Raw genomic sequence first — 18,764 nt, 5'->3', positions numbered from 1 at the left:
ATTTCCGGTCAACGTCTCCGGCGCCCGACGGGTGAGTCCCGGATCAGCGTGCGTACGCGTTTCCCAGCAGTTTCGAGAACATGCCCGGTTCCTGCGGCACGCCGCTGCAATTATTGGAAACCCCGTTGCGCAGTTCCCCTTGGTTCGCAGCATTGCAGGCGGTGTCCCTGTTCAGCGACCACATGGACACCCGCCCGATGCCTCGTTCCACTGCGAAACTGTTGAGCCCCGCGGCATCCTCAGGAGTGAAGATCTGGCCCTTGACATCGTTTATCCCGATCATGGGTGTGAGCCCGATCTTGTTCCACAAGGCCGCAGCGTCCGCCGTGTTGCCTGACTTGCCGTACAGCTCGGTCAGCGCCCGATGCGTACCCTCGGCCGCGCCCGTGGCTGCGGCCAGCATGGTTTGGCCCGGCGCGAGGGGGCCGAAGTTCATGGTCATGATGTTGATGCCGGCGAGTTCGACGCCGGCTTCCAGCATGGTCCCAACCGACGCTTCGCCGTCGGGTGTCAGCCCGTCCGCCGAGACAGGCAGGGTCAGCCAAACTTTCAACGGGTCACCCGCGGGCCGTTCCTCCTGAAGCCTTACCATGGCCGCGGCACGCCTCATTGCCGCGGCCTGATCCTGCAGACCCCGGCCCTCGATGTCGAGGTCCACCGTGTTGAGGCCGTACTTTGTGATGACTGCCCCGTAGGCCCGGACCAGGGCCTCGCTGTCGGCGCAGGCGACGGCCAGTTCCGTACCGAGTTGCCCCCCGAAGGATACGGCGATCTCATTGCCGGCATCGCGGAAACTGGCAACCTGCGCATCGAGACCCAGTTCGGTACTGGCCTGCTCCAGGGTGTAATAGCCGTCCCAAGACGGCTCGCACGGCTTTGCGGGGTCGGAGGATATGAAGGACAGGACCGTGGTCACTTTGCCCTGCGGCGGCGGATCCTGGAGCCCGAGGCGTGGGAAGAGGGTGACGTCGAGGTAGCCGCCAAACCACTGCGTGCGGGTGGCGGGTGATGTCTGCGTCACGCCTGTCTCCGGCACGTTTCCACCCTGCGGCACTGGGTCACAGGCGGTCACGGCCATCAGTGCGGCGGCGATCATGAGCAACCTGCCCCAGCAACGGGAACCGGGCATACACCGGCGTCGCCTGATTGTTCCCATATCCCATACGGTCAGATCGTGCCGGGAGTAAGCGGGCTGATCTTCGCGGGCGCGGGCGCGGGACGGGGATGGCGATGCCGAGGAGACCGGGAGCAGGACGCTGTTAGTGCGTTCTGGTTTGTACCAGCCGACGTTGGAACCCCGCAGGGCCTGAAGCGCGGACCCGAACACGACGTAGGCGCGGAGAGGCTCGTAGATCAGCCGGTAGATGGGAACCATCAGCAGGTGAAGAAGGCTCTCCCGGACAATCAGCACCGCCACGATCGAGATGAGCATGTGGGTTGAGGCGACGAACACCGAGAAGATTGCGATGGCCTGCCATTCTCCGTGGGCCAGGCTGGACACGGCGACGAGGATCGTCAGGGGCATAAAGAGCAGCGGAATGAGCACCGAGATCAGCGCGTAGGGCATGGTCAGGAGGCCCAGCGCCCCGTAGCGGGGGTTGAAGAGCATGGAACGGTGCTTGTACAGCGTCTGGATGTTGCCGTAGGTCCAGCGGAGCCGCTGCTTGAACAAGCCGGAGACGGTCATGGGCGCTTCCGTCCATGCAATGGCCTCGTTCTCCTGGACGATGCTGTAGCCAAGGCGCTGCAGCGACAAGGTCAGGTCGGCATCTTCGGCGAGTGTGTCGTGGGAGTAGCCCCCGGCCTCGACGAGGGCGTCCCGGCGCCACGCCGCGCAGGCGCCGGGCACGATCGAGATCGCTCCCATGAGGCCTTCAGCCATGCGGGTGACACAGATGCCGGAGAGGTATTCGAGGCTCTGCCAGGCGGTCAGGAGGTTGCTGCGGTTTCCGACCTTGACGTGCCCGGCAACTGCACCGACTTTCTTGCCGTGCCGGGGTGCGCAGAAGTGACGGGCAAACATCTTGATGGTCTGCGGTTCAAACAGGGTGTCACCGTCCAGCGTGACCACGACTTCCCCGAGGGACTGGGCAATCCCGTTGTTGCTTGCCGCTGATTTGCCGCCGTTGGGTTGGTCAATGACGCGGAGCTGCGGCCATGCTCCGGCGTAGTTGTTAAGGACCGCAAGAGTGTTGTCGGTGGATCCGTCGTTTATTGCTACGACTTCCATGCGGGGGTAGTCACTAGCCCTCAACGCGTCCAGTGTTTTGGTCACGACAAGTTCCTCGTTGAATACCGGCAGGACCACGCTGACGAAGGGCCAGTCTTTCTCGTCGATGGCGTCCCATTGGCGCCTTCTCTGCCGGTAATTGTTGATCAGGGCAAGGACCACATACAGGAATGTCAGGATGGTCAGGGAGCCGATGCCGAACCAGAACAGCCAGCTGAGCACCACGGTGGGAGAGACCAGTACCGCGGTGTACGCGGTGAGGGTCACGTTGTCCGCCATGGTGGAAGCGACATTGTGCTGGGGCACGAATTCGGTCGGGAGCAGGGGCTGGACGGTGGAGAAGGTGTAGCCCTGCGCTTTGGCCTGCGGTATGAATGCCTTCAGCATTTCTATTGTTGCGGTGCGGTTGCCGCCGCCGTCGTGGACCAGGGCGATGTGTCCCTGGCCGTCCAGCTCGGGCATTTGGATGGGGGCACCCGGTGCGTTGTCCCAGTCCCGGGTGTCGAGGTCCATGTTGATGTGGAGGTATCCCAGCTGCTGGGCCTGCAGAAGCGCCAGTGTGTTGTTCTCGGGGTTTCCTGTCGGGATCCGGAACAACCTGGACTCGTAATTGTCCGCGGCGCGCATGACCCGGTCCGACGCGATGATCTGCTGGCGGTTGTAGGTGTCGTCATGCTCCCAGAAATCGATGTGGGACATGGTGTGGTTGCCGACCATGTGGCCTTCGCGGGTAATGCGCTGGAAGATGTCCGGGTGCTTGACGATGTTGTCCCCGACCGAGAAGAACGTCGCCGGCACGCCTTCGCGGGACAGCAGGTCCAGGACTTCAGGGGTGTACGTCGGGTCCGGTCCGTCATCGAAGGTCAGCATCAGCGTGCGGTCGGCCGGCTTGCCAAAGGTTTCCATGACGTAGGGGCTATCGCCGATCACCTGGGCTTCCTCGGCGGTGGCTTCCCTCCAGACGGTGTCGCTGAAGGGATCTTTCAGCAACACCTTGTCGTCGTCAGTACGCTCCGCGAGTGCGATCCGGTCGATGGCGAAGCCGTCGTCGAAGCGGATTCTGGGAATATTCTGCAGGTCCTGCGTCGACAGCAGCTGCCGCGGGTAGCTGGCGGCCTGGTTCCGCTCTCCGTTCCACACCGTGGCGGTTGCACCCGGCAGGATCCAGGCGATGGACAGGATTACCACCACGAGCCCGGCAAGCATGCCGAACAGGATTCTGCGCCACCGCTTTCCGCTCGGATCGAAGAAGACAGGTGCCAGACTGGCCGACTGTTCTGGGGCGGCGTGTTTCATGGATTACCTCGCAAGGGAACCGCGGGAATGACGTATTTACCGGAGCCAGGACCATCACCACACTGGCTTTCGGTTCGTCGGAGACCTGACCGGCCGAGAGATCTGCCCCCTGAAGCAATGGGAGTTCGCGGTTCCCCGGCGAGCCCCATTACTACGAGCGTGAAGCACCGGCGGCGGGCTTACACGCGTAGGGTCTACCTGACTTTTTCCGGGGGTTCTACCTGCAAAGTGGCCCCGCCGCGCGGGCCTTCGTTTCCGCCCGCGCGCTCGCCCGGAGGGCACGGGCAGGCCCCGGCTGCCCTGCGTCGCTGCTGGATGCAGAGGGAGGTTTTCCGAGGTATCGTCCGGTCAGAGCCGGCTGAAATGCGCGGATCCGCGGGCTACGGGGTGGCCGGCGGTCCGCAAACCGGCGCCGGCAAACTAGGCGCGGGGCTGCCCCCGTCGTACCTGCCAGCTGGCTTCCCAGTCGAAGCGGTATTTCCCGTCAGTGTCCGACTCAACCAACACATGCGTGACGGTATAGGCCACGGCGAGTCCGGTGAGCAAACGTACCTTCACCAGAGCGGGCCGGATCATGATGACAAGCCGTCCTGGGGCTTGCCGGAACGCGTGCTCACGTGCTGAGCGCCTCATGTCGTACATACCGCATGTTAACTCTCGGAGAAGAGCCGCACCTGTGGTTTTCCTTGATCCGGGTCAGGGTGCGACGGGACGCGACTCAAGGCAAACCGTGGCGTTATCCGAGCAGGTCATCCCGGTAGCACCAGCGCCAGTCTTCGCCCGGTTCAATGCTCCGCATCACCGGGTGGCCCTTGGCGTCGAAGTGCCTCGAAGCGTGCGTTCCCGGTGAGGAATCGCAGCACCCCACATTGCCGCAGGCCAGGCACATCCTGAGGTGGACGGTCGTCGTTCCCTCCCGCACGCAGTCCGCGCAGAACGCGTCACCCGGTGCGTTCCGGGACGGCGCGGACTCGAGGTGCCCGCAGACTCCGCCGGGCCGCGCGATGCCTTCCCCGCCGCCCTCGCCGGACGTGTCCAGCTCGTCCAGCGAGAGGTCGAGCATGGATTCTTCGATGTCCAGCTGCTCCAGGACGTTGCTGAGGATCTCGTGGGCGTACGCGCCGCCGCGCCGGAGCTCGAGGACCTTGGTCCGCTCCGCTTCCAGCATGGCCAGCCGCAGCTGGGCGTACCGCTGGCTGGGGGTCGCCGCTTCCGCCGTCGGCCGGCCGAGCCGTTCCCAAGCAGCCAGGCCGCGTTCCTGGGTCCGCCGTTTGAGCATGGCCACGACCTCCGGCGGATCGTTGTTGGTGCGCAGTTCCTGCAGGCGGGCCACTCCGGCGGCGGTGGCCAGCTGAACCAGCGAGGCCTGGTTCAGGGCGTCCTCGCGCGGGTCGGGGCCCTGGATCCGCAGCAGCCTGACCAGTGCCGGGAGCGTGAAGCCCTGCAGCGTCAGGGTGCCGGCCACCACCACCATGGCGGCCAGGATCAGTACCGGGCGGTGGTCCAGGTCCGCGGGCAACACCAGCACGGCGGCGAGAGTCACCACGCCGCGCATCCCGGCCCAGGACACGATCGCCGCGTACTGCCAGGGCGGGGCCGGGTCGTTCCGCCGGACGGCAGGAATGAGCAAGGGAAGGTACGTCGCAGGGAATACCCAGACCGGCCGGAGCACGAGCACCGCCAGCAGGATCACGGCGCAGCCGGCCCAGATCCGCTCCGTCCCCAGCGAATCATCCTGGATGCCGTCGATGATGCTCCGGACCTGCAGCCCGATCAGCAGGAAGACGGAATTCTCGAGCAGGAACTGCACCGTGTTCCAGTTGCTGCGCTGGCTCAAACGGGCGGCACCGTTGGGCATGGACGGCGCCTTCGTTCCCATCACCAGCCCGGTGACGACGACGGCGAGGACGCCGGAGGCATGAATCGCCTCGGCGGGCAGGTACGCGACGAAGGGCGCCATCAGCGACGTCGTGGTGTTGATCGCGACGTTGCGGATCCGCTTGCGGAACTCCGTGAGGACGTAGGCGACAGCCAGGCCGACCACCAGCCCGCCGCCGGCAGCGATAAGGAACGCGCCGGCGACCTGCGCCGCGGACACTGACCCAGCGATAGCGGCGATGGCCGCGCGCAGGCAGACGAGGGCGGTGGCGTCATTGACGAGGGACTCGCCTTCGAGGATGCTGACAATCCTGCGCGGCATGCCGACCTTGCGGGCGATCGCGGTCGCGGCCACGGCGTCCGGTGGTGACACCACCGCGCCGAGGGCGATTGCGGCGGCGAGCGGGATCTCGGGAAAGAGCCACCACACCACAAAGCCCACGGCGATGGTGCCGAAAATGACGTATCCCACCGAGAGCAGGCCGATCGCGCGGCGGTTGGAGCGGAAGTCGAACAGTGAGGTCCGCAGCGCGGCGGCATACAGCAGCGGCGGCAGCAGCCCCACCAGGACGAGTTCCGGCTCCAGCTCGATCAGCGGGACGAACGGAAGGAAGGAACCGGCGACGCCGGAGAGCACCAGGAGCAGCGGCACGGAAATGTTGAGCTTCCTGCCCAGCGCACTGCCGGCGCAGACCCCCGCCACGAGCACCAGCAGTCCCAGGGCGACTTCCATGTGGCCATTCTGTCAGCTGCGGGGGGATCGCTCCCCGGACGGGTTGCCTAGACGAGGCTCTCTTGCTTCTCGCGCCGGGCCGGTGCCTCGTTCTGGGCGGCCACGCTCCGGACGTGGTGAGCCTGGACGTGCTGCCCGAAGGGGTTGAAGCGGCTTTGTCCGAGGTCGGCGAATTCGTAAGCGCTTTCGGCGTGCTCGGAGCGGTCCACCCCGGAGGCTTCGTCGTCGCGGCTCACACGGAAGCCGATGGTCTTGTGGATGGCCAGGCCGATGACCGCCGTCGCGAGCCCGGACAACAGAACCGTGAGGACTACCGCGACGAGCTGGGCGATCAGTTGCTGGATGCCGCCGCCATAGAACAGGCCGCCGCCTGTTCCGTCGACCGGCAGGGCAATGAATCCCAGCGCGAGAGTGCCCACGAGGCCGCCGCCCAGGTGGACGCCGACGACGTCGAGCGAGTCATCGAGACCGAACTTGTACTTCAGATCCACAAACACGGCGCATGCGGCACCCGCCAGCAGTCCAAGACCGATTGCGGCGGCCGGGCTGACATTGGCGCAGGACGGGGTGATCGCCACCAGCCCCGCGACGACGCCGGACGCGGCACCGAGCGAGGTGGGGTGCCCGTGGCGGATCTTTTCCGTGACCAGCCAGCTGAGCATCGCCGCGGCAGGGGCGGCCAGGGTGTTGATCCAGATCAGGCCGGCCTGCTCGGCCGTCGTCGCTGCCCCGGCGTTGAAGCCGAACCAGCCGAACCACAGGATGCCGGCTCCCAGCATGATGAAGGGAATATTGTGCGGGCGGTGGGCCGGGTCCTTGCCGAACCCGTGGCGGTTGCCCAGGATCAGGACCAGGACCAGGGCAGCGGTGCCCGAGCTGATTTCGACCACGGTGCCGCCGGCGAAGTCGATCACCTGCCCGAAAATCGCGCCGACGGCCCCGTGCTGGCTCATCAGCCCGCCGCCCCAGACCATGAAGGCGAGGGGGCAGTAGACCAAAGTGATCCAGATGGGGACAAAGAGCGCCCAGGCGGTGAACTTGGCGCGGTCGGCGATGGCGCCGCTGATCAGGGCGACGGTGATGATGGCGAACGTTGCGCCGTAGCCGGCTTTGATGAGTTCCGCGGAGCCGAGGAGGTTCTGCAGGCCGAAGCTGGCGAAGGGGTCACCGAAGATGCCCAGGACGCCTTCCCCGCCGGTCATGGAATAGCCCCAGAGGACCCAGACGACGCCGACGATCCCCGCGGAGGCGAAGCTCATCATGATCATGTTGAGTGAGGCTTTCGCCCTGGTCATGCCGCCGTAAAAGAGGCCCAGTGCAGGGGTCATCAGCAAGACGAGCCCTGCCGCTACCATCACCCAGACGTTTCCCGCAGTGAGTTCCACCTGCGTGTCCCTTCCAACAATTCGCCGTACCGGCGCACTTGCCGCCGGCCCCCAGTCCGGGGTCAATCCTCCCGGGTTCGTGTTTCCGGGAGTGCGGCGGAATATTGCGGGGAAGTTACGGGGAACGGGCCGGCGTGAAGATCACGTGACGGCCATGTTTCAGGGATGTAAACAGGTGCTCAGAACTTGGCGAGTTGGGTCAGGTAGCCGTAGTACTGCTTCCCGTCCGGGCGGATGGGGTCGCCTGCGAATCCGTGATCGTGGTGCTTTTTATTGAAGGTCTCCGCCTGGTTCAGGAAATCCGCCATGACGCTCTTGCCGGAGCCTTTGCAGACGTCCCGGCTGATGCACAGGGCGACCGAACCTGCCACTGCGGGGCTCGCGAAGCTGGTCCCGTGGCTCACGCTGTAGCCCCCTGGTGCCGTGGACAGCATGCAGACGCCCGGTGCGGCGACGGTGTGGCTCTTGCCCCTTGATGACGTGGCGAAATTGGAGAAGAAGGCCGGGTGGTCATCCAGTTGTCCGACGTCGGTCCAATCTTCAGACCCGCAGACCGGCGAAGCCAGTCCACCGGGGAGTCCGTCGAAGTCCGCTATCGCGGTCGCCGTCAGGACCTCCCGGTACGCGGCCGGCACCGTCCCGGCGATGTCGGCACCGGAGTTTCCAGCCGCCACGGCGTATGCCACGCCGGCCTTGACCGAGCGGCAGATCGCGTAGTGCATCGGGTCCGTGCCGCGTCCGCAGTCAGCCGTGTCGCTGCCCGGGCCGCCGATGCTGATGTTTGCCACCTCGATGTTGTTGTCCGGGTCATCGTCCTTGCGCGTCGAAGTTACCCAGTCGATGGCACAAATCAGGCTCTCCTCGGTGATTCCGCCGGCGTCGTTGACCACGCGGACGGACCACAGCGGTGCCCCGGGTGCCGAACCGATGATTCCAAGATCGTTATTCCGGGCGCCGACGACGCCCGCCACGGCGGTCCCGTGGCCCAGGACGTCAATGGGGGTCACCGTGACCGGCGATCCCGAGGAGCAGTCAATGCCGCCCCGGACGTTGAGATCGGGATGCGTGCCGTCGATTCCGCTGTCGATGATGGCCACATTCACGTTGACCGAGCCGTTGCCGTCGCCGCTGTCTGCCGCGGTGCGGGCCGAGGAGCCGGCATCGGTGCCTCCGATGCGCAGCCACCAGTGCGGGGCGACCTGCGTGGTGGTCGGTGCCGGCTCTTGCGGCTGCGCGAAAGTCCGGCCCATGGAGACGAATTCAACGTTGGGGTCAGCAGCGACGGCCCGCGCCTCGGACGCAGTCATTGTGCCCGCATACCCGCTCACCGCGTGCCGGTAGACCTTGGCGGCAGCGAACCCGAATCTGCCCTGGTGCGCAGCCGCCACGGCGGCCGCGTCCGGCGCGGTGTCCTTGAGGACCACAATGTAGCTTTGCGCCGTCTCGGCGCCGAACGATGGTGCCGCTGCGACGATCCCGCCGCCGACAGCCAGTGTCAACGCCGAAAGGGCACCGAGCATACGGCGGGACCACGCGGCACGCGTCGGTGGATAAGCGGAATTCCAGCGCCGGCGTGGCCATTCCGCCATCGATGATGCTTGCGATCGGGCAAAATGACTGCGTTCATTGCTGAACATCGTGGCCTCCCATGAAGCGTCTTCGCTATCGAGTGCCCCCTCTCCGATGGTAGGCCCTTTGAAAATCCTTGGACAGCGTTGGCTCCGGGATTGGAGAGCAGATCTCGCTCGGCAATTATTGGGCAACCACATGCTCCGCGTCGTCCGGTTCGACAAAATGGCACGAGGCCGGGTGGCGGGCGGGCAGCGTGCAGGTGCGGCCGGTGGGGAGATGGACATTGCCGCAGCGGCCCGCCATGGCGACGTCCTCGCGGACGTGGAGGCTGCTCAGATCGGGCCTGGTGCCTTGTTCGGCTGCTGTCCGCGGGCTGTCGAAGGCGTTGTGGTCGTGACTGTTCATGTCTGCGTTACTCCTTGGAGTGGCTGCTTTGCAGCAGGGTAGACAGTCTCTGTTGAGTCCGATACCCACAGCCTCGCACGGAGGGGTTAACACAGGGTTACCGCGCCGTTAGATCCATGTCACAGCTGCAGCCAGTGCTGCTCGAAATCGGGATGATCGGCGTACGGCAGCGCCAGGGCATTGAGGGACAGGGTTGTCCATTCGATGGATTCCGTAATCCACGGGGTTTCCCCGTCGGGGTGGCGGACCATCGCCGCCAGGGCGGCCTGCCGGGCGGATTCCACGATGCCGATCAGCCGCTTCTTGGCCTCGCACTCCAGGAGCAGGCGGCGTTCGTACCACGCGCCTGACTCGGAAACGGCCCTGTCGTTGAGCAGATTCCGCGCCGCAGCCTCGTCTTCTGCGATGCGCTGGGACAGGAAATCGACTACGTCCACAGAAAGAGCGTACGCGTGGTCCCGGTTCGGCGGATATCTCTGGAGCCCGGTTCCCAAGGGCGGTATATTTCGCAGACAGGCACATCCCCCGATGAAGGAGGCCCGCTATGGCCGCCACTGCCGATCTTGCCTCGCGGCTCGGTGAACTTGCCCGGAAACTTCAACAAGAGGACGAAGCGGACTCGGTGCTGGCCGGCATCGTCCATGCCGCGCTGGAACTCGTACCGCACGCGGCCGAGGCCTCGATCGGCCTGGTGTCCGCCCACCGGACGATCGTGTCCCGGGCCGCGTCCAGCGACCTTCCGAGGCGGGTGGACGAGCTCCAGAACCAGACCGGGCAGGGTCCGTGCCTCGACGCGTCCTATGAGGACAGGGTTGTGAGCGTTCCGGATCTCGGCTCGGATCCGCGCTGGCCCGAATTTTCCCGGCCGGCCTTCGAACTCGGGGCGCGGAGCATGCTCTCCTTCCAGCTCTTCGTGGACGGCGAACACCTCGGTGTCCTGAACCTCTTCGGCAGCGATGTCGGCGTTTTCGATGCCGAATCGGAGCGGATCGGGGCGCTGGTCGCAGCCCACGCGGCCGTCGCGCTGGCTGGCAGCCAGCAGGTCAGCCAGCTCACCCAGGCGCTGGACACCCGGGATCTGATCGGACAGGCCAAAGGCATCCTGATGGAGCGATTCAAGATCACCGCCCAGGAGGCCTTCCTGTTGCTCTCGCGGGCCAGCTCCGAACTCAACATCAAGCTCCGCGACGTCGCGGAACAGCTGACCGTCAGCGGGGAAATGGCCGGGAAGCGCTGACCCTCCGTCACTAACTTGCGGCCTCGCCGACCGGAATTTCCAGGCAGCCTGATCGTCCCGCCACGTGCTGTGCGTGCCGAGGTGTTTGCTCAGCCGGTGCATCCGCATGGCGATTTCCCGGGCGTCCCCGCGCGCCAGACGGACCTGGAAATCGTCGATGAGCGTCGGGTGCAGCCGCAGCAAGCGGTGGAGCGCGGCGTCGGTGTCCAGCAGGAAGATGAACGACTGATCGTTAGGTTCCACCGGGTCCACGGCGTAGTCGTCCACGAAGTCCCCGGCTGTAGATGATGGGGCGGTTCCGAAAGACCTCGACGCCGCGGAAGATGTGCGGCGAGTGCCCGTAGACGACGTCGGCCCCGGCCTCGATCAGGGCGTGCGCCAGCCGCCGGTGCCAGGCCGGCACCTCCGAACCCCGGTTCGGCCCCCAACGCGCGGACACGACCAACAGTCCGGTGCGTGCCTTCGTCCGCCGGACCAGATCCAGGGGCTCCCCGACCCGGCGGTCCCCGTCCACCACCGGGACGTAGTAGACGCCCGCGGTCCGCCTCCCGGCCGGGCTGGTGGTCGGTGAAGGAAATGAGCCCGACGGCGCTGCCGGCGGCCCGCCGCACCGCCGGCCGGCGGGCATCGTCCCTGTCCACCCCGGCGCTGGCATGCAGGATGCCCGCCGCGTCGAGCGCAGGCGGCATCTGGCGGAACGCGTCGGTACCGAAGTCCAGCACATGGTTGTTGGCCAGCGAGACCAGATCTATTCCGGCCGACCGCAGGCTTGCGACATTTTTGGGATCGGAACGGAAATGGAAGACCTTCCCGGCCTCCGGTTCGCCGCCGGCGGCAAGCACGAATTCGAGGTTGGCGGCCCGGAGGTCAGCGCGGGCCAGCACCGGGAGCGAATCTCCCCAGGGGTAGGCAGGCGGTGCGTTTTTCGGCCGCTCGTTCACCAGCCGGCCCAGCATGACGCCGCCCAGCAATGCGATCAACACATGGTTCACCTGCCCGTTCAGGCTCCGTCGCGGGCGCGTGCGCTCAGGACTCGTAGCCTTCCACCTGCTTGACGGGCCGCACTTCGGCCTCGTCCGGATTTTCGCCGTACTGGCGCTTCGCCCGCCGCTGCCGGAGCAGGTCCCAGCACTGGTCCAGATCCTCTTCCAGGCGTTTCAGCCGCTCGTGTTCGGGGCCGTGTTCGTAGTCGGGGGAGGAGGACGGCGCCTTCTCGCGGAGTGCCTGTTCCTCTTCGACCAGTGCTGAGATTCGTTCGAGGATGCGCTGTTCGTCCATGACGGCCTTCTTTCTTCCCTAGCGTCCTTCCGCCAGCGTAGTGAGGCGGAGGGGCGGTGGCCAGAGCGTTGCACATTCAGCACCGGGATGCTCCGCGACCGTCACGCATCATCAGCTTGCTTGTTATTTTCGGGCTTCCTAGAGTGGTGGGTGTAAGCCATCACGGTCTTCGCGGGGACAGAACGGACGGCGAAAATGCCCTTCGGAACCCCCGCCCGGCATGAGGAGGACAAATGTCACAGCACAACATTGCAGGCAAAAGGGTCGCGTTTCTGTTGACGGACGGCGTGGAGCAGGCTGAGTTGACCGGCCCGTGGAACGCCGTGAAAGAAGCCGGCGGGGAACCCACCCTCGTGGCGCCCAGGGCCGGCAAGCTGCAGGGCTACAACGGCACCGAGAAGGGCGCGATGTTCGACGTCGACCTCACCGCGGCCGAGGCCAAGGCCTCCGACTTTCACGCGCTGGTGATCCCGGGCGGCGTGGTCAACGCCGACCACCTCCGCGTCGACAAGGATGCCCAGGCTTTCACCCGGGCCTTCTTCGAACAGCACAAACCGGTGGCCTCGATTTGTCACGGCCCGTGGCTGCTGATCGACGCCGGGGTCATCAGGGGGCGGAACGTCACGTCGTACCACACGCTCCAGACCGACCTGAAAAACGCCGGCGCCAACTGGAGTGACGCCGAGGTGGTGGTGGACCAGGGCCTCGTGACCAGCCGGAACCCGCACGACCTGCCGGCTTTCAACGACAAATTGCTGGAAGAGATCGAAGAGGGCGAGCACGCCGGGCAGACCGCGTAGGCGGCAGGGGACCCCCTACCCAGTCCGGTCGATGTGGGGGAGGATATGCCCTGTAACTGCGTCCCGCCCGTCGCTGCGCTCTGGCGTCGTGGCGGGCACCCCGAAGCTACAAGGAGTCCCGGACATGACCACGCTCAACCCTTACCTTGGTTTCCGCGACAACGCGAAGGACGCCATGACCTTCTATCACTCGGTGTTCGGCGGGGAGCTCAACATGAGCACCTTCGGCGACTACCACGCCAGCGAAGACCCGGACGAGCAGGAAAAAATCATGCACGCCATGCTGACCACGGAAAACGGCATGGTCCTGATGGGTGCTGACACCCCGAAGAGTATGGACTACACGCAGGGCACCAACTTCTCGGTGTCCCTCAGCGGCAACGACGAGCCCGAACTCCGTGGCTACTTCGACAAGCTGGCCGACGGCGGTACCGTAGCCATGCCGCTGGAAAAGGCGCCCTGGGGGGACACCTTCGGGATGTGCAAGGACAAGTTCGGGGTGGACTGGCTCGTCAACATCGCGCCGGCAGCCACGTAACACCGCCGGCAGGCCCTACGGGGGCCGCGGGCTCAGTCCGGACTTGAATCCGTAGTGAGGCCGCGGTCGTCGACGGCCTGTTCGTCCTGCTCTTCCGCGGGGCCCGTCGCCTTGTTGGAGTCCTTGGCCCCGGCCGCTGCCTGCTGTTCGGTGGCGCCGGACGCCTTGGTGGCGGCCGGATGGCCCTCTTCGCGGGATACCGGAGCGCCGCTGGCCTGTGATTCGCCCTCGACGCCGTCTTTGACGATGTCCTCTGGTTCCTTGGATCCGGTACTCATCGATTCCTCCCGTTGCGGCCGCGGCGTCCGCGTTGGCCGTTGTTCCCATGGGGCTGACCGTCCCAAAGTTACAGGCCCCGGCATGCCCCGTACAGCACGGGGCCGGCTCATTGCCGGGCGGCTACTCCTCTGAACCGGCGTTGAAGCGGCCCAGGACCGCCGCGAAGTCCGCGATCTCCTCCGCGCTCCAGTCCTGGAGCCGCGCGGTCACCACACCGCGCTGCGCCTCGACCGAGCGCTCGCGCAACTGCCGCCCCCGCTCCGTCAGCCGCAGCACCCGGCCCCGGCCGGCCTCGTCCTCCTGGCGGGCGTACTCCACCAGCCCGAGCTCCATGAGAGAGGTGAGCTGGCGCGAGATCGTCGAGCGGTTCAGCTGGAAATCGGCGGCAATGTCGGTGGCCCGGCAGCCGGGGGTGGTCCCGATGAAGGTCAGGAGCGAGTGCTCCACAAACGACAGCGGGGCGCTCATCCGGCGCGCCCTGGCGACCGCGCGCCGCGAAATGGTCTGGATCTCGTTATAGACGGCCTGGATGCCGTCGGCCCGCTGTTCGGTGTGGTCCACGGATCAAAGCTAATCACAGCCGGGATGCAAAAAACGTTGCATCATGCAACAATTGAGTATGTTGCATGATGCAACAATGTCTATCCCGTTAGGTCTTTTGTGTCTGATTTCCCATCCCGGACAGTCCGTCCGCTCCGCCGGGCAGGGTTTCCCCCTGCCCCGTTCTGGAAGAGCCTCGGGCTGCACCTGCTCATCCCCTTCTTCCTCGCCGCCGGCATGGGCCTTGCCTACCTCGGCGCGTTCGCGCAGCCGGAGCCGGACCACCTGCAGGTCGCCGTCGTCGGCGCGGCCCCGCAGAGCCAGGTGTTCGCCCAGGCCCTCAACGACAAGGCGCTGGGGAAGCTGGACGTACGCACCGTTGCCGACGCAGCAAGTGCCCGCTCGCTGATCGCTGACCGGGAGATCGCCGCCGCCTACGAAGCCGGACCGGAGGGCGCCACGCTCTACGTGGCGTCGGCTGCCTCGGACACGACGGCGTCGGTGGTCCAGAAGATCTTCCTGCCGATCGCCTACGGCGAACACCTGCCGCTGAAGGTCGAAGACGTGGTGACGCCGGGCGGGCACGACCCGACGGCCCAGGGACTGTTCTTCCTGCTCGTTGCCCTCAGCGTGGGAGGCTACTCATGCGCGATCGCCATCTCCGTGGTCGCGGCCCGGGTGGGCGTTCTGTGGCGGATGGCGATCTCGGTACTCAGCGCCGCCGTCATCGCCGGCATCGGCGTGACTGTCGCCGGGCCGGTCTACTCTGTCATCGATCACAACGAATGGGGCATCTGGCTCCTCGCGTGGCTGTACGACCTGGCCATCATCCTGATCGGGGTCGGGCTGCATCCCGTGCTGCGGCAGTGGACGACGCCGACGCTGACGCTGCTGTTCGTCATGCTCAACTTCACGAGCTCGGGCGGCATCTTCACCGCGGACCTGGTGCCGCCGTTCTTTGCCGGACTCAGCACCTTCTGGAACGGCTCGGCCTGGCTCCACGCGGCCCAGACCCTGAGCTACTTCCCGGGTCTGGATTTCTGGACCGACGGGCTCAAACTGGGGCTGTGGGCGGCCGCGGGCGCCCTGCTGGTAATGCTGACGCACCAGTGGAGCGTGCGCCGCACGCGCCTCGCCGACGAGCTGGCGCGGGTCCGGGAGGAGGAAGAGGGCGTGGCGGCCTGAGCTCCCGATGGGCTCCGTGTGTATTCCCACGTGCTGGCGCCGCGGTTATCCTGAATACGGCCAGGACGTTGCATCACCGAGTCCATTTTTGCCTGGCCCAGAGAGGCCCGCAATGACCGAGAAGCTGCACCTAACGCCGGAAGACGAATTCCCGGAGGACCTCAGCAAGGTGGAGGACAAGGACCTGCAGGTCCTCGACAGCCAGGTCCAGCGCCAGCTGGACTACGAATACGTAGCTGAGGGCGAACCGAATCCGGAGACCGAATTCCGGCACTACGACCTCGACGAGGAGTTCAGCGAGCGGGACAAGCGGGACGACTAGCCGGCGGCGCATTGTCAGTATGCTTACTGTACGTTCCTCAGCCGTCTAAACAGAAACGAGTCCCACCATGCCCAGGCCCGTCCGCTTCGAGATCGAGGCCGCAGGCCACGTCGGGCATGTTTTCGCTTCCCGCCAGCCGGCGGTCGATGCCGACGGCGGCCCGGCCGGGCCGCCGTCGGGTCCCGCCGTCGTGCTGGTACATGGCATTGGCGTCTCGCACCGCTACCTGCAGCGCCTCCACGGTGAGCTGGCCCGGTCCGCCGACACGTACTCGATCGATCTGCCGGGGTTCGGCGCCACGCCCCGGCCGGAGGCCACACTCTCGGTGTCGGACCACGCCACCTACATCCTCGGTGCCATGGAGCAGCTCGGTGTGCTTGATTTTGTGCTCGTCGGGCACTCGATGGGAAGCCAGTTCGCCATCGAAGTAGCCCTCCAGCAGCCGGGGCGGATTCCCGCCCTGGTCCTGATGGGGCCGGTAGTGGATTCAAGACGCCGCACCGTGGCGCAGCAGGCGCTGGCGCTGGGCCGGGACAGCTTGCTCTTCGAAAGCCCTTCCTCGAACGCCCTCGTCCTCACGGACTACCTCCGTTGCGGGCCCTCCTGGTACCTCAAGACCCTGCGCGTCATGATGGGCTACCCCACGGAGGAGCGGATTGCCGGTGTCTCGGCGCCCGTCCTCGTGCTGCGCGGCGCCAACGATCCGGTGGCCTCCGCTGACTGGTGCCGCCGGCTGGCCGGGCTGGCCGTCGCGGGCCGATTCGTCGAAATCCAGGGCACCGGGCACGTCGTGCAGCACAACCGTCCCGCCGAGGTGGCCGGGGCCATCGCGTCCTTCGCCGGGCTCCCCGTCGCGGCGAGCGGGACCGCGCACGGGTTCACGGCGTGAGCGGCGCGCTGCAGGCGGGCCTTTGGTGGGTCCAGGACTACCTTTATGCCCTTGGCCGGCAGCTGCGCAGCGCCGCATCCAGGACCCGCGCGGATGGGTTCCGCAGCGGCACGCGCCGGCCCGTCGTCGTGATTCCCGGGATCTACGAGGACTGGCGCTTTATGCTGCCCCTGGTCCGCCGGCTGCACCAGGCCGGGCACCCGGTGCACGTGGTGACCCTGCTGCAGCGGAACCGCCTCTCCGTGCCGAGGGCCGCCGGGCTGATTGCAGCCTACGTCCGGGAGCAGGGCCTCGAGGACGTGATGATCGTGGCGCACAGCAAAGGCGGGCTGATCGGAAAATACGTGATGATGTCCCTGGACGCCGAGGCACGCATCGCGGGCATGGTGGCCGTCTGCTCGCCGTTCTCCGGCTCCCGGTACGCGGCGTTTATGCTCCTGCCCAGCCTGCGCGCCTTCTCGCCCCGGAACGCAGTGACAGTACAGCTCTCCCGGGAGGAGCGCGTCAACGAACGCATCACCTCGGTCTACGGGCTCTTCGATCCGCACATCCCCGAAGGCAGTGTGCTGCCCGGGGCCCGGAACATCCAGCTGCAGACCGGTGGACATTTCCGGATTCTGGGCCACGAGGACACCATCCGCACCATCCTGGCGGCGACGGCCGCCTGACTGGTGTCAGCCCGGGCGGCCGAATTCGGGCACAAAGGCCCTCACATCCGCCCGGCCGCTGGCCGATAGTGAAAGGGAGCGGCCATATGGTCATTTCCCCAGCCTGCAGTGCATGACTGGATGATGCCATGGCCGACGTCCCGACTGGAAGCCAGACTGATGAGCATCTTCGAAGACCGGGTCGACGCCGGTCGGCAACTTGGAAGGCGGCTGGCGGAACTGCGGGGGCAAGACGTTGTGGTCCTGGGTCTTCCCCGTGGAGGCGTCCCGGTGGCCTTCGAGGTGGCCGCGGCGCTGGACGCACCCCTGGACGTGATTGTGGTGCGGAAACTCGGACTTCCCTACCAGCCTGAACTCGCCATGGGCGCCATCGGAGAGGGCGGCACCCGGGTGCTGGAAGAGCGTGTGCTGGCGCACTCCCGGGTATCCGAGCAGGAACTGAAGGCCGTCGAGGAGCGCGAACGCTCAGTGCTGGAGAACCGGGTGGCCCGGTTCCGGAAGGGCCGGACCCGGCAGGATCTCACCGGCCGGATAGCCGTGATTGTGGACGACGGGATCGCCACCGGTTCCACGGCCCGGGTCGCCTGCCGGATTGGACGGAAGCTCGGAGCGGCACGGGTCATCCTGGCCGTTCCGGTGGCCCCGGCTGACACCCTGGCAGCCCTGACCGAACCGGATGAAGTCGTCTGCCTGGCAACACCACAACATTTTTCCGCCGTCGGCTACCACTACCGTGACTTTTCACCGACGGAGGACGAGGAGGTGATGCAATTGCTCGACTCCGCCGCCAAGCGGCTGCAGGACGCGGCGCCGGCGTTCCGCACCGCCGCCAACTCCGCTGTGGAGGACCCCGCAGAGATCAACGAGGAAGTGGAGATACCCTCCCGCGGCGTCCGCCTCCAGGGCCAGCTGCATCTCCCGGTTCCGGCCACCGGGGTGGTGCTGTTCGCGCACGGCAGCGGCAGCAGCCGGCACAGCCCTCGGAACCGGGTCGCGGCGGATGTGCTGCAGCAGGCCGGTCTCGGCACGCTGCTGCTGGACCTGCTGACCACGGGGGAGGAGCACAGCCGCGCCAACGTCTTCGACATCGAGATGCTCGCCCGCCGGCTGTCCTCGGCCACGGACTGGCTCGCCACCCGGGACGATACCGCTTCCTGCCGCGTCGGCTACTTCGGGGCGAGCACCGGGGCCGGAGCTGCGCTGTGGGCGGCTTCCGAACCCTCCGCGAGGATCGCCGCCATCGTGTCCCGCGGCGGCCGGCCGGATCTGGCGGGTCCGCGGCTTTCCGCGGTGCGTGCGCCGACCCTCCTGATCGTGGGCAGCCTCGACCACGAGGTGCTGGAACTCAACCGGAAGGCGAAGGCCATGATGCGCTGTCCCAACCAGCTGGCCGTCGTCCAACAAGCCACCCATCTCTTCGAAGAACCCGGCACCCTGGCGGCCGCGGCCATCCTGGCGCGGGACTGGTTCGCCCGGTACCTCCTGGTCCCGGCAGGCCCCGGTTCCCGGGCTTAGGGCTGCGCCGGGGC

The 18,764-nt window shown here is 66.5% G+C and carries 19 protein-coding genes and 1 pseudogene; 8 read left to right on the top strand and 12 right to left on the bottom strand.

Annotated elements, in window-relative coordinates; all coding sequences use genetic code 11:
- Positions 1–43: 43 nt before the first annotated feature.
- From ABIB51_RS05120 to ABIB51_RS05090, 7 genes are all read right to left on the bottom strand, one after another.
- Positions 44–3,526, bottom strand: coding sequence for a polysaccharide deacetylase family protein (locus ABIB51_RS05120; protein WP_354186098.1), 3,483 nt, complete (start codon positions 3,524–3,526; stop codon positions 44–46).
- 420 nt (positions 3,527–3,946) lie between these two features.
- Positions 3,947–4,102: a hypothetical protein gene (locus tag ABIB51_RS05115; RefSeq protein WP_354186096.1), complete on the bottom strand. Its 156-nt coding sequence runs from the start codon at positions 4,100–4,102 to the stop codon at positions 3,947–3,949.
- A gap of 160 nt (positions 4,103–4,262) precedes the next feature.
- Entirely contained in the window at positions 4,263–6,137 is a 1,875-nt protein-coding gene (locus ABIB51_RS05110; RefSeq protein WP_354186094.1) for a Na+/H+ antiporter, read from the bottom strand.
- A gap of 47 nt (positions 6,138–6,184) precedes the next feature.
- Positions 6,185–7,522, bottom strand: coding sequence for an ammonium transporter (locus tag ABIB51_RS05105; RefSeq protein WP_354186092.1), 1,338 nt, complete (start codon positions 7,520–7,522; stop codon positions 6,185–6,187).
- A 179-nt stretch (positions 7,523–7,701) separates the two neighbouring features.
- Positions 7,702–9,042 (bottom strand): S8 family serine peptidase, encoded by a 1,341-nt coding sequence (locus ABIB51_RS05100; RefSeq protein WP_354186090.1) that lies wholly within the window; start codon positions 9,040–9,042, stop codon positions 7,702–7,704.
- A 232-nt stretch (positions 9,043–9,274) separates the two neighbouring features.
- Entirely contained in the window at positions 9,275–9,499 is a 225-nt protein-coding gene (locus ABIB51_RS05095; RefSeq protein ID WP_354186088.1) for a hypothetical protein, read from the bottom strand.
- A 119-nt stretch (positions 9,500–9,618) separates the two neighbouring features.
- A complete protein-coding gene (locus ABIB51_RS05090; RefSeq protein ID WP_354186086.1) occupies positions 9,619–9,936 on the bottom strand; it encodes a DUF6221 family protein in 318 nt (105 codons plus the stop codon).
- 107 nt (positions 9,937–10,043) lie between these two features.
- Here ABIB51_RS05090 and ABIB51_RS05085 point away from each other — a divergent pair, with 107 nt between their 5' ends.
- Positions 10,044–10,736, top strand: a complete 693-nt coding sequence (locus ABIB51_RS05085; RefSeq protein WP_354186084.1) for a GAF and ANTAR domain-containing protein — start codon at positions 10,044–10,046, stop codon at positions 10,734–10,736.
- 232 nt (positions 10,737–10,968) lie between these two features.
- Here ABIB51_RS05085 and ABIB51_RS05080 read toward each other — a convergent pair whose 3' ends face one another.
- The 3 genes and pseudogenes from ABIB51_RS05080 to ABIB51_RS05070 form a co-directional block, all read right to left on the bottom strand.
- On the bottom strand, positions 10,969–11,253 hold the full coding sequence (locus tag ABIB51_RS05080) for a CapA family protein (RefSeq protein WP_354186082.1): 285 nt from the start codon (positions 11,251–11,253) through the stop codon (positions 10,969–10,971).
- 94 nt (positions 11,254–11,347) lie between these two features.
- A pseudogene (locus ABIB51_RS05075) lies at positions 11,348–11,692 on the bottom strand (CapA family protein); the annotation flags it as partial.
- A gap of 70 nt (positions 11,693–11,762) precedes the next feature.
- Positions 11,763–12,014, bottom strand: a complete 252-nt coding sequence (locus ABIB51_RS05070) for a DUF2630 family protein (RefSeq protein WP_354186080.1) — start codon at positions 12,012–12,014, stop codon at positions 11,763–11,765.
- A 233-nt stretch (positions 12,015–12,247) separates the two neighbouring features.
- Between ABIB51_RS05070 and ABIB51_RS05065 the strand changes: the two genes are divergently transcribed.
- The gene (locus ABIB51_RS05065; protein ID WP_354186078.1) at positions 12,248–12,814 is read left to right on the top strand and encodes a type 1 glutamine amidotransferase domain-containing protein; all 567 of its coding nucleotides are present in this window, start codon (positions 12,248–12,250) and stop codon (positions 12,812–12,814) included.
- Positions 12,815–12,938: 124 nt separating this feature from the next.
- Positions 12,939–13,352: a VOC family protein gene (locus ABIB51_RS05060; RefSeq protein WP_354186076.1), complete on the top strand. Its 414-nt coding sequence runs from the start codon at positions 12,939–12,941 to the stop codon at positions 13,350–13,352.
- A 32-nt stretch (positions 13,353–13,384) separates the two neighbouring features.
- Here the strand turns inward: ABIB51_RS05060 and ABIB51_RS05055 are convergent, their stop codons facing one another.
- Together ABIB51_RS05055 and ABIB51_RS05050 are read right to left on the bottom strand one after the other, a co-directional pair.
- The gene (locus tag ABIB51_RS05055) at positions 13,385–13,630 is read right to left on the bottom strand and encodes a hypothetical protein (RefSeq protein ID WP_354186074.1); all 246 of its coding nucleotides are present in this window, start codon (positions 13,628–13,630) and stop codon (positions 13,385–13,387) included.
- 121 nt (positions 13,631–13,751) lie between these two features.
- Positions 13,752–14,192 carry a MarR family winged helix-turn-helix transcriptional regulator gene (locus tag ABIB51_RS05050; protein ID WP_354186072.1) on the bottom strand — a complete coding sequence of 147 codons (441 nt, stop codon included), beginning with the start codon at positions 14,190–14,192 and terminating at the stop codon, positions 13,752–13,754.
- Between the two features lie 99 nt (positions 14,193–14,291).
- On the opposite strand from ABIB51_RS05050, the gene ABIB51_RS05045 reads away from it, so the two are divergent.
- The 5 genes from ABIB51_RS05045 to ABIB51_RS05025 all read left to right on the top strand — a co-directional run bounded on the left by ABIB51_RS05045 (position 14,292) and on the right by ABIB51_RS05025 (position 18,750).
- Positions 14,292–15,356, top strand: coding sequence for an ABC transporter permease (locus tag ABIB51_RS05045; protein WP_354186070.1), 1,065 nt, complete (start codon positions 14,292–14,294; stop codon positions 15,354–15,356).
- Positions 15,357–15,468: 112 nt separating this feature from the next.
- On the top strand, positions 15,469–15,678 hold the full coding sequence (locus ABIB51_RS05040; RefSeq protein ID WP_354186068.1) for a hypothetical protein: 210 nt from the start codon (positions 15,469–15,471) through the stop codon (positions 15,676–15,678).
- 67 nt (positions 15,679–15,745) lie between these two features.
- Entirely contained in the window at positions 15,746–16,567 is an 822-nt protein-coding gene (locus tag ABIB51_RS05035; protein ID WP_354186066.1) for an alpha/beta fold hydrolase, read from the top strand.
- Positions 16,564–17,235 carry an esterase/lipase family protein gene (locus tag ABIB51_RS05030; protein ID WP_354186064.1) on the top strand — a complete coding sequence of 224 codons (672 nt, stop codon included), beginning with the start codon at positions 16,564–16,566 and terminating at the stop codon, positions 17,233–17,235. Before ABIB51_RS05035 ends, ABIB51_RS05030 begins: the two co-directional genes overlap by 4 nt.
- Before the next feature lie 159 nt (positions 17,236–17,394).
- Complete coding sequence (locus ABIB51_RS05025; protein WP_354186062.1) at positions 17,395–18,750, top strand: phosphoribosyltransferase family protein; 1,356 nt, start codon at positions 17,395–17,397, stop codon at positions 18,748–18,750.
- Positions 18,751–18,764 lie beyond the last annotated feature (14 nt).

Origin of the sequence: Arthrobacter sp. UYCu712 (assembly GCF_040547005.1) — a bacterium.
Lineage (GTDB): Bacteria > Actinomycetota > Actinomycetes > Actinomycetales > Micrococcaceae > Arthrobacter.
This window is presented reverse-complemented; position numbering and strand designations above follow the sequence as displayed.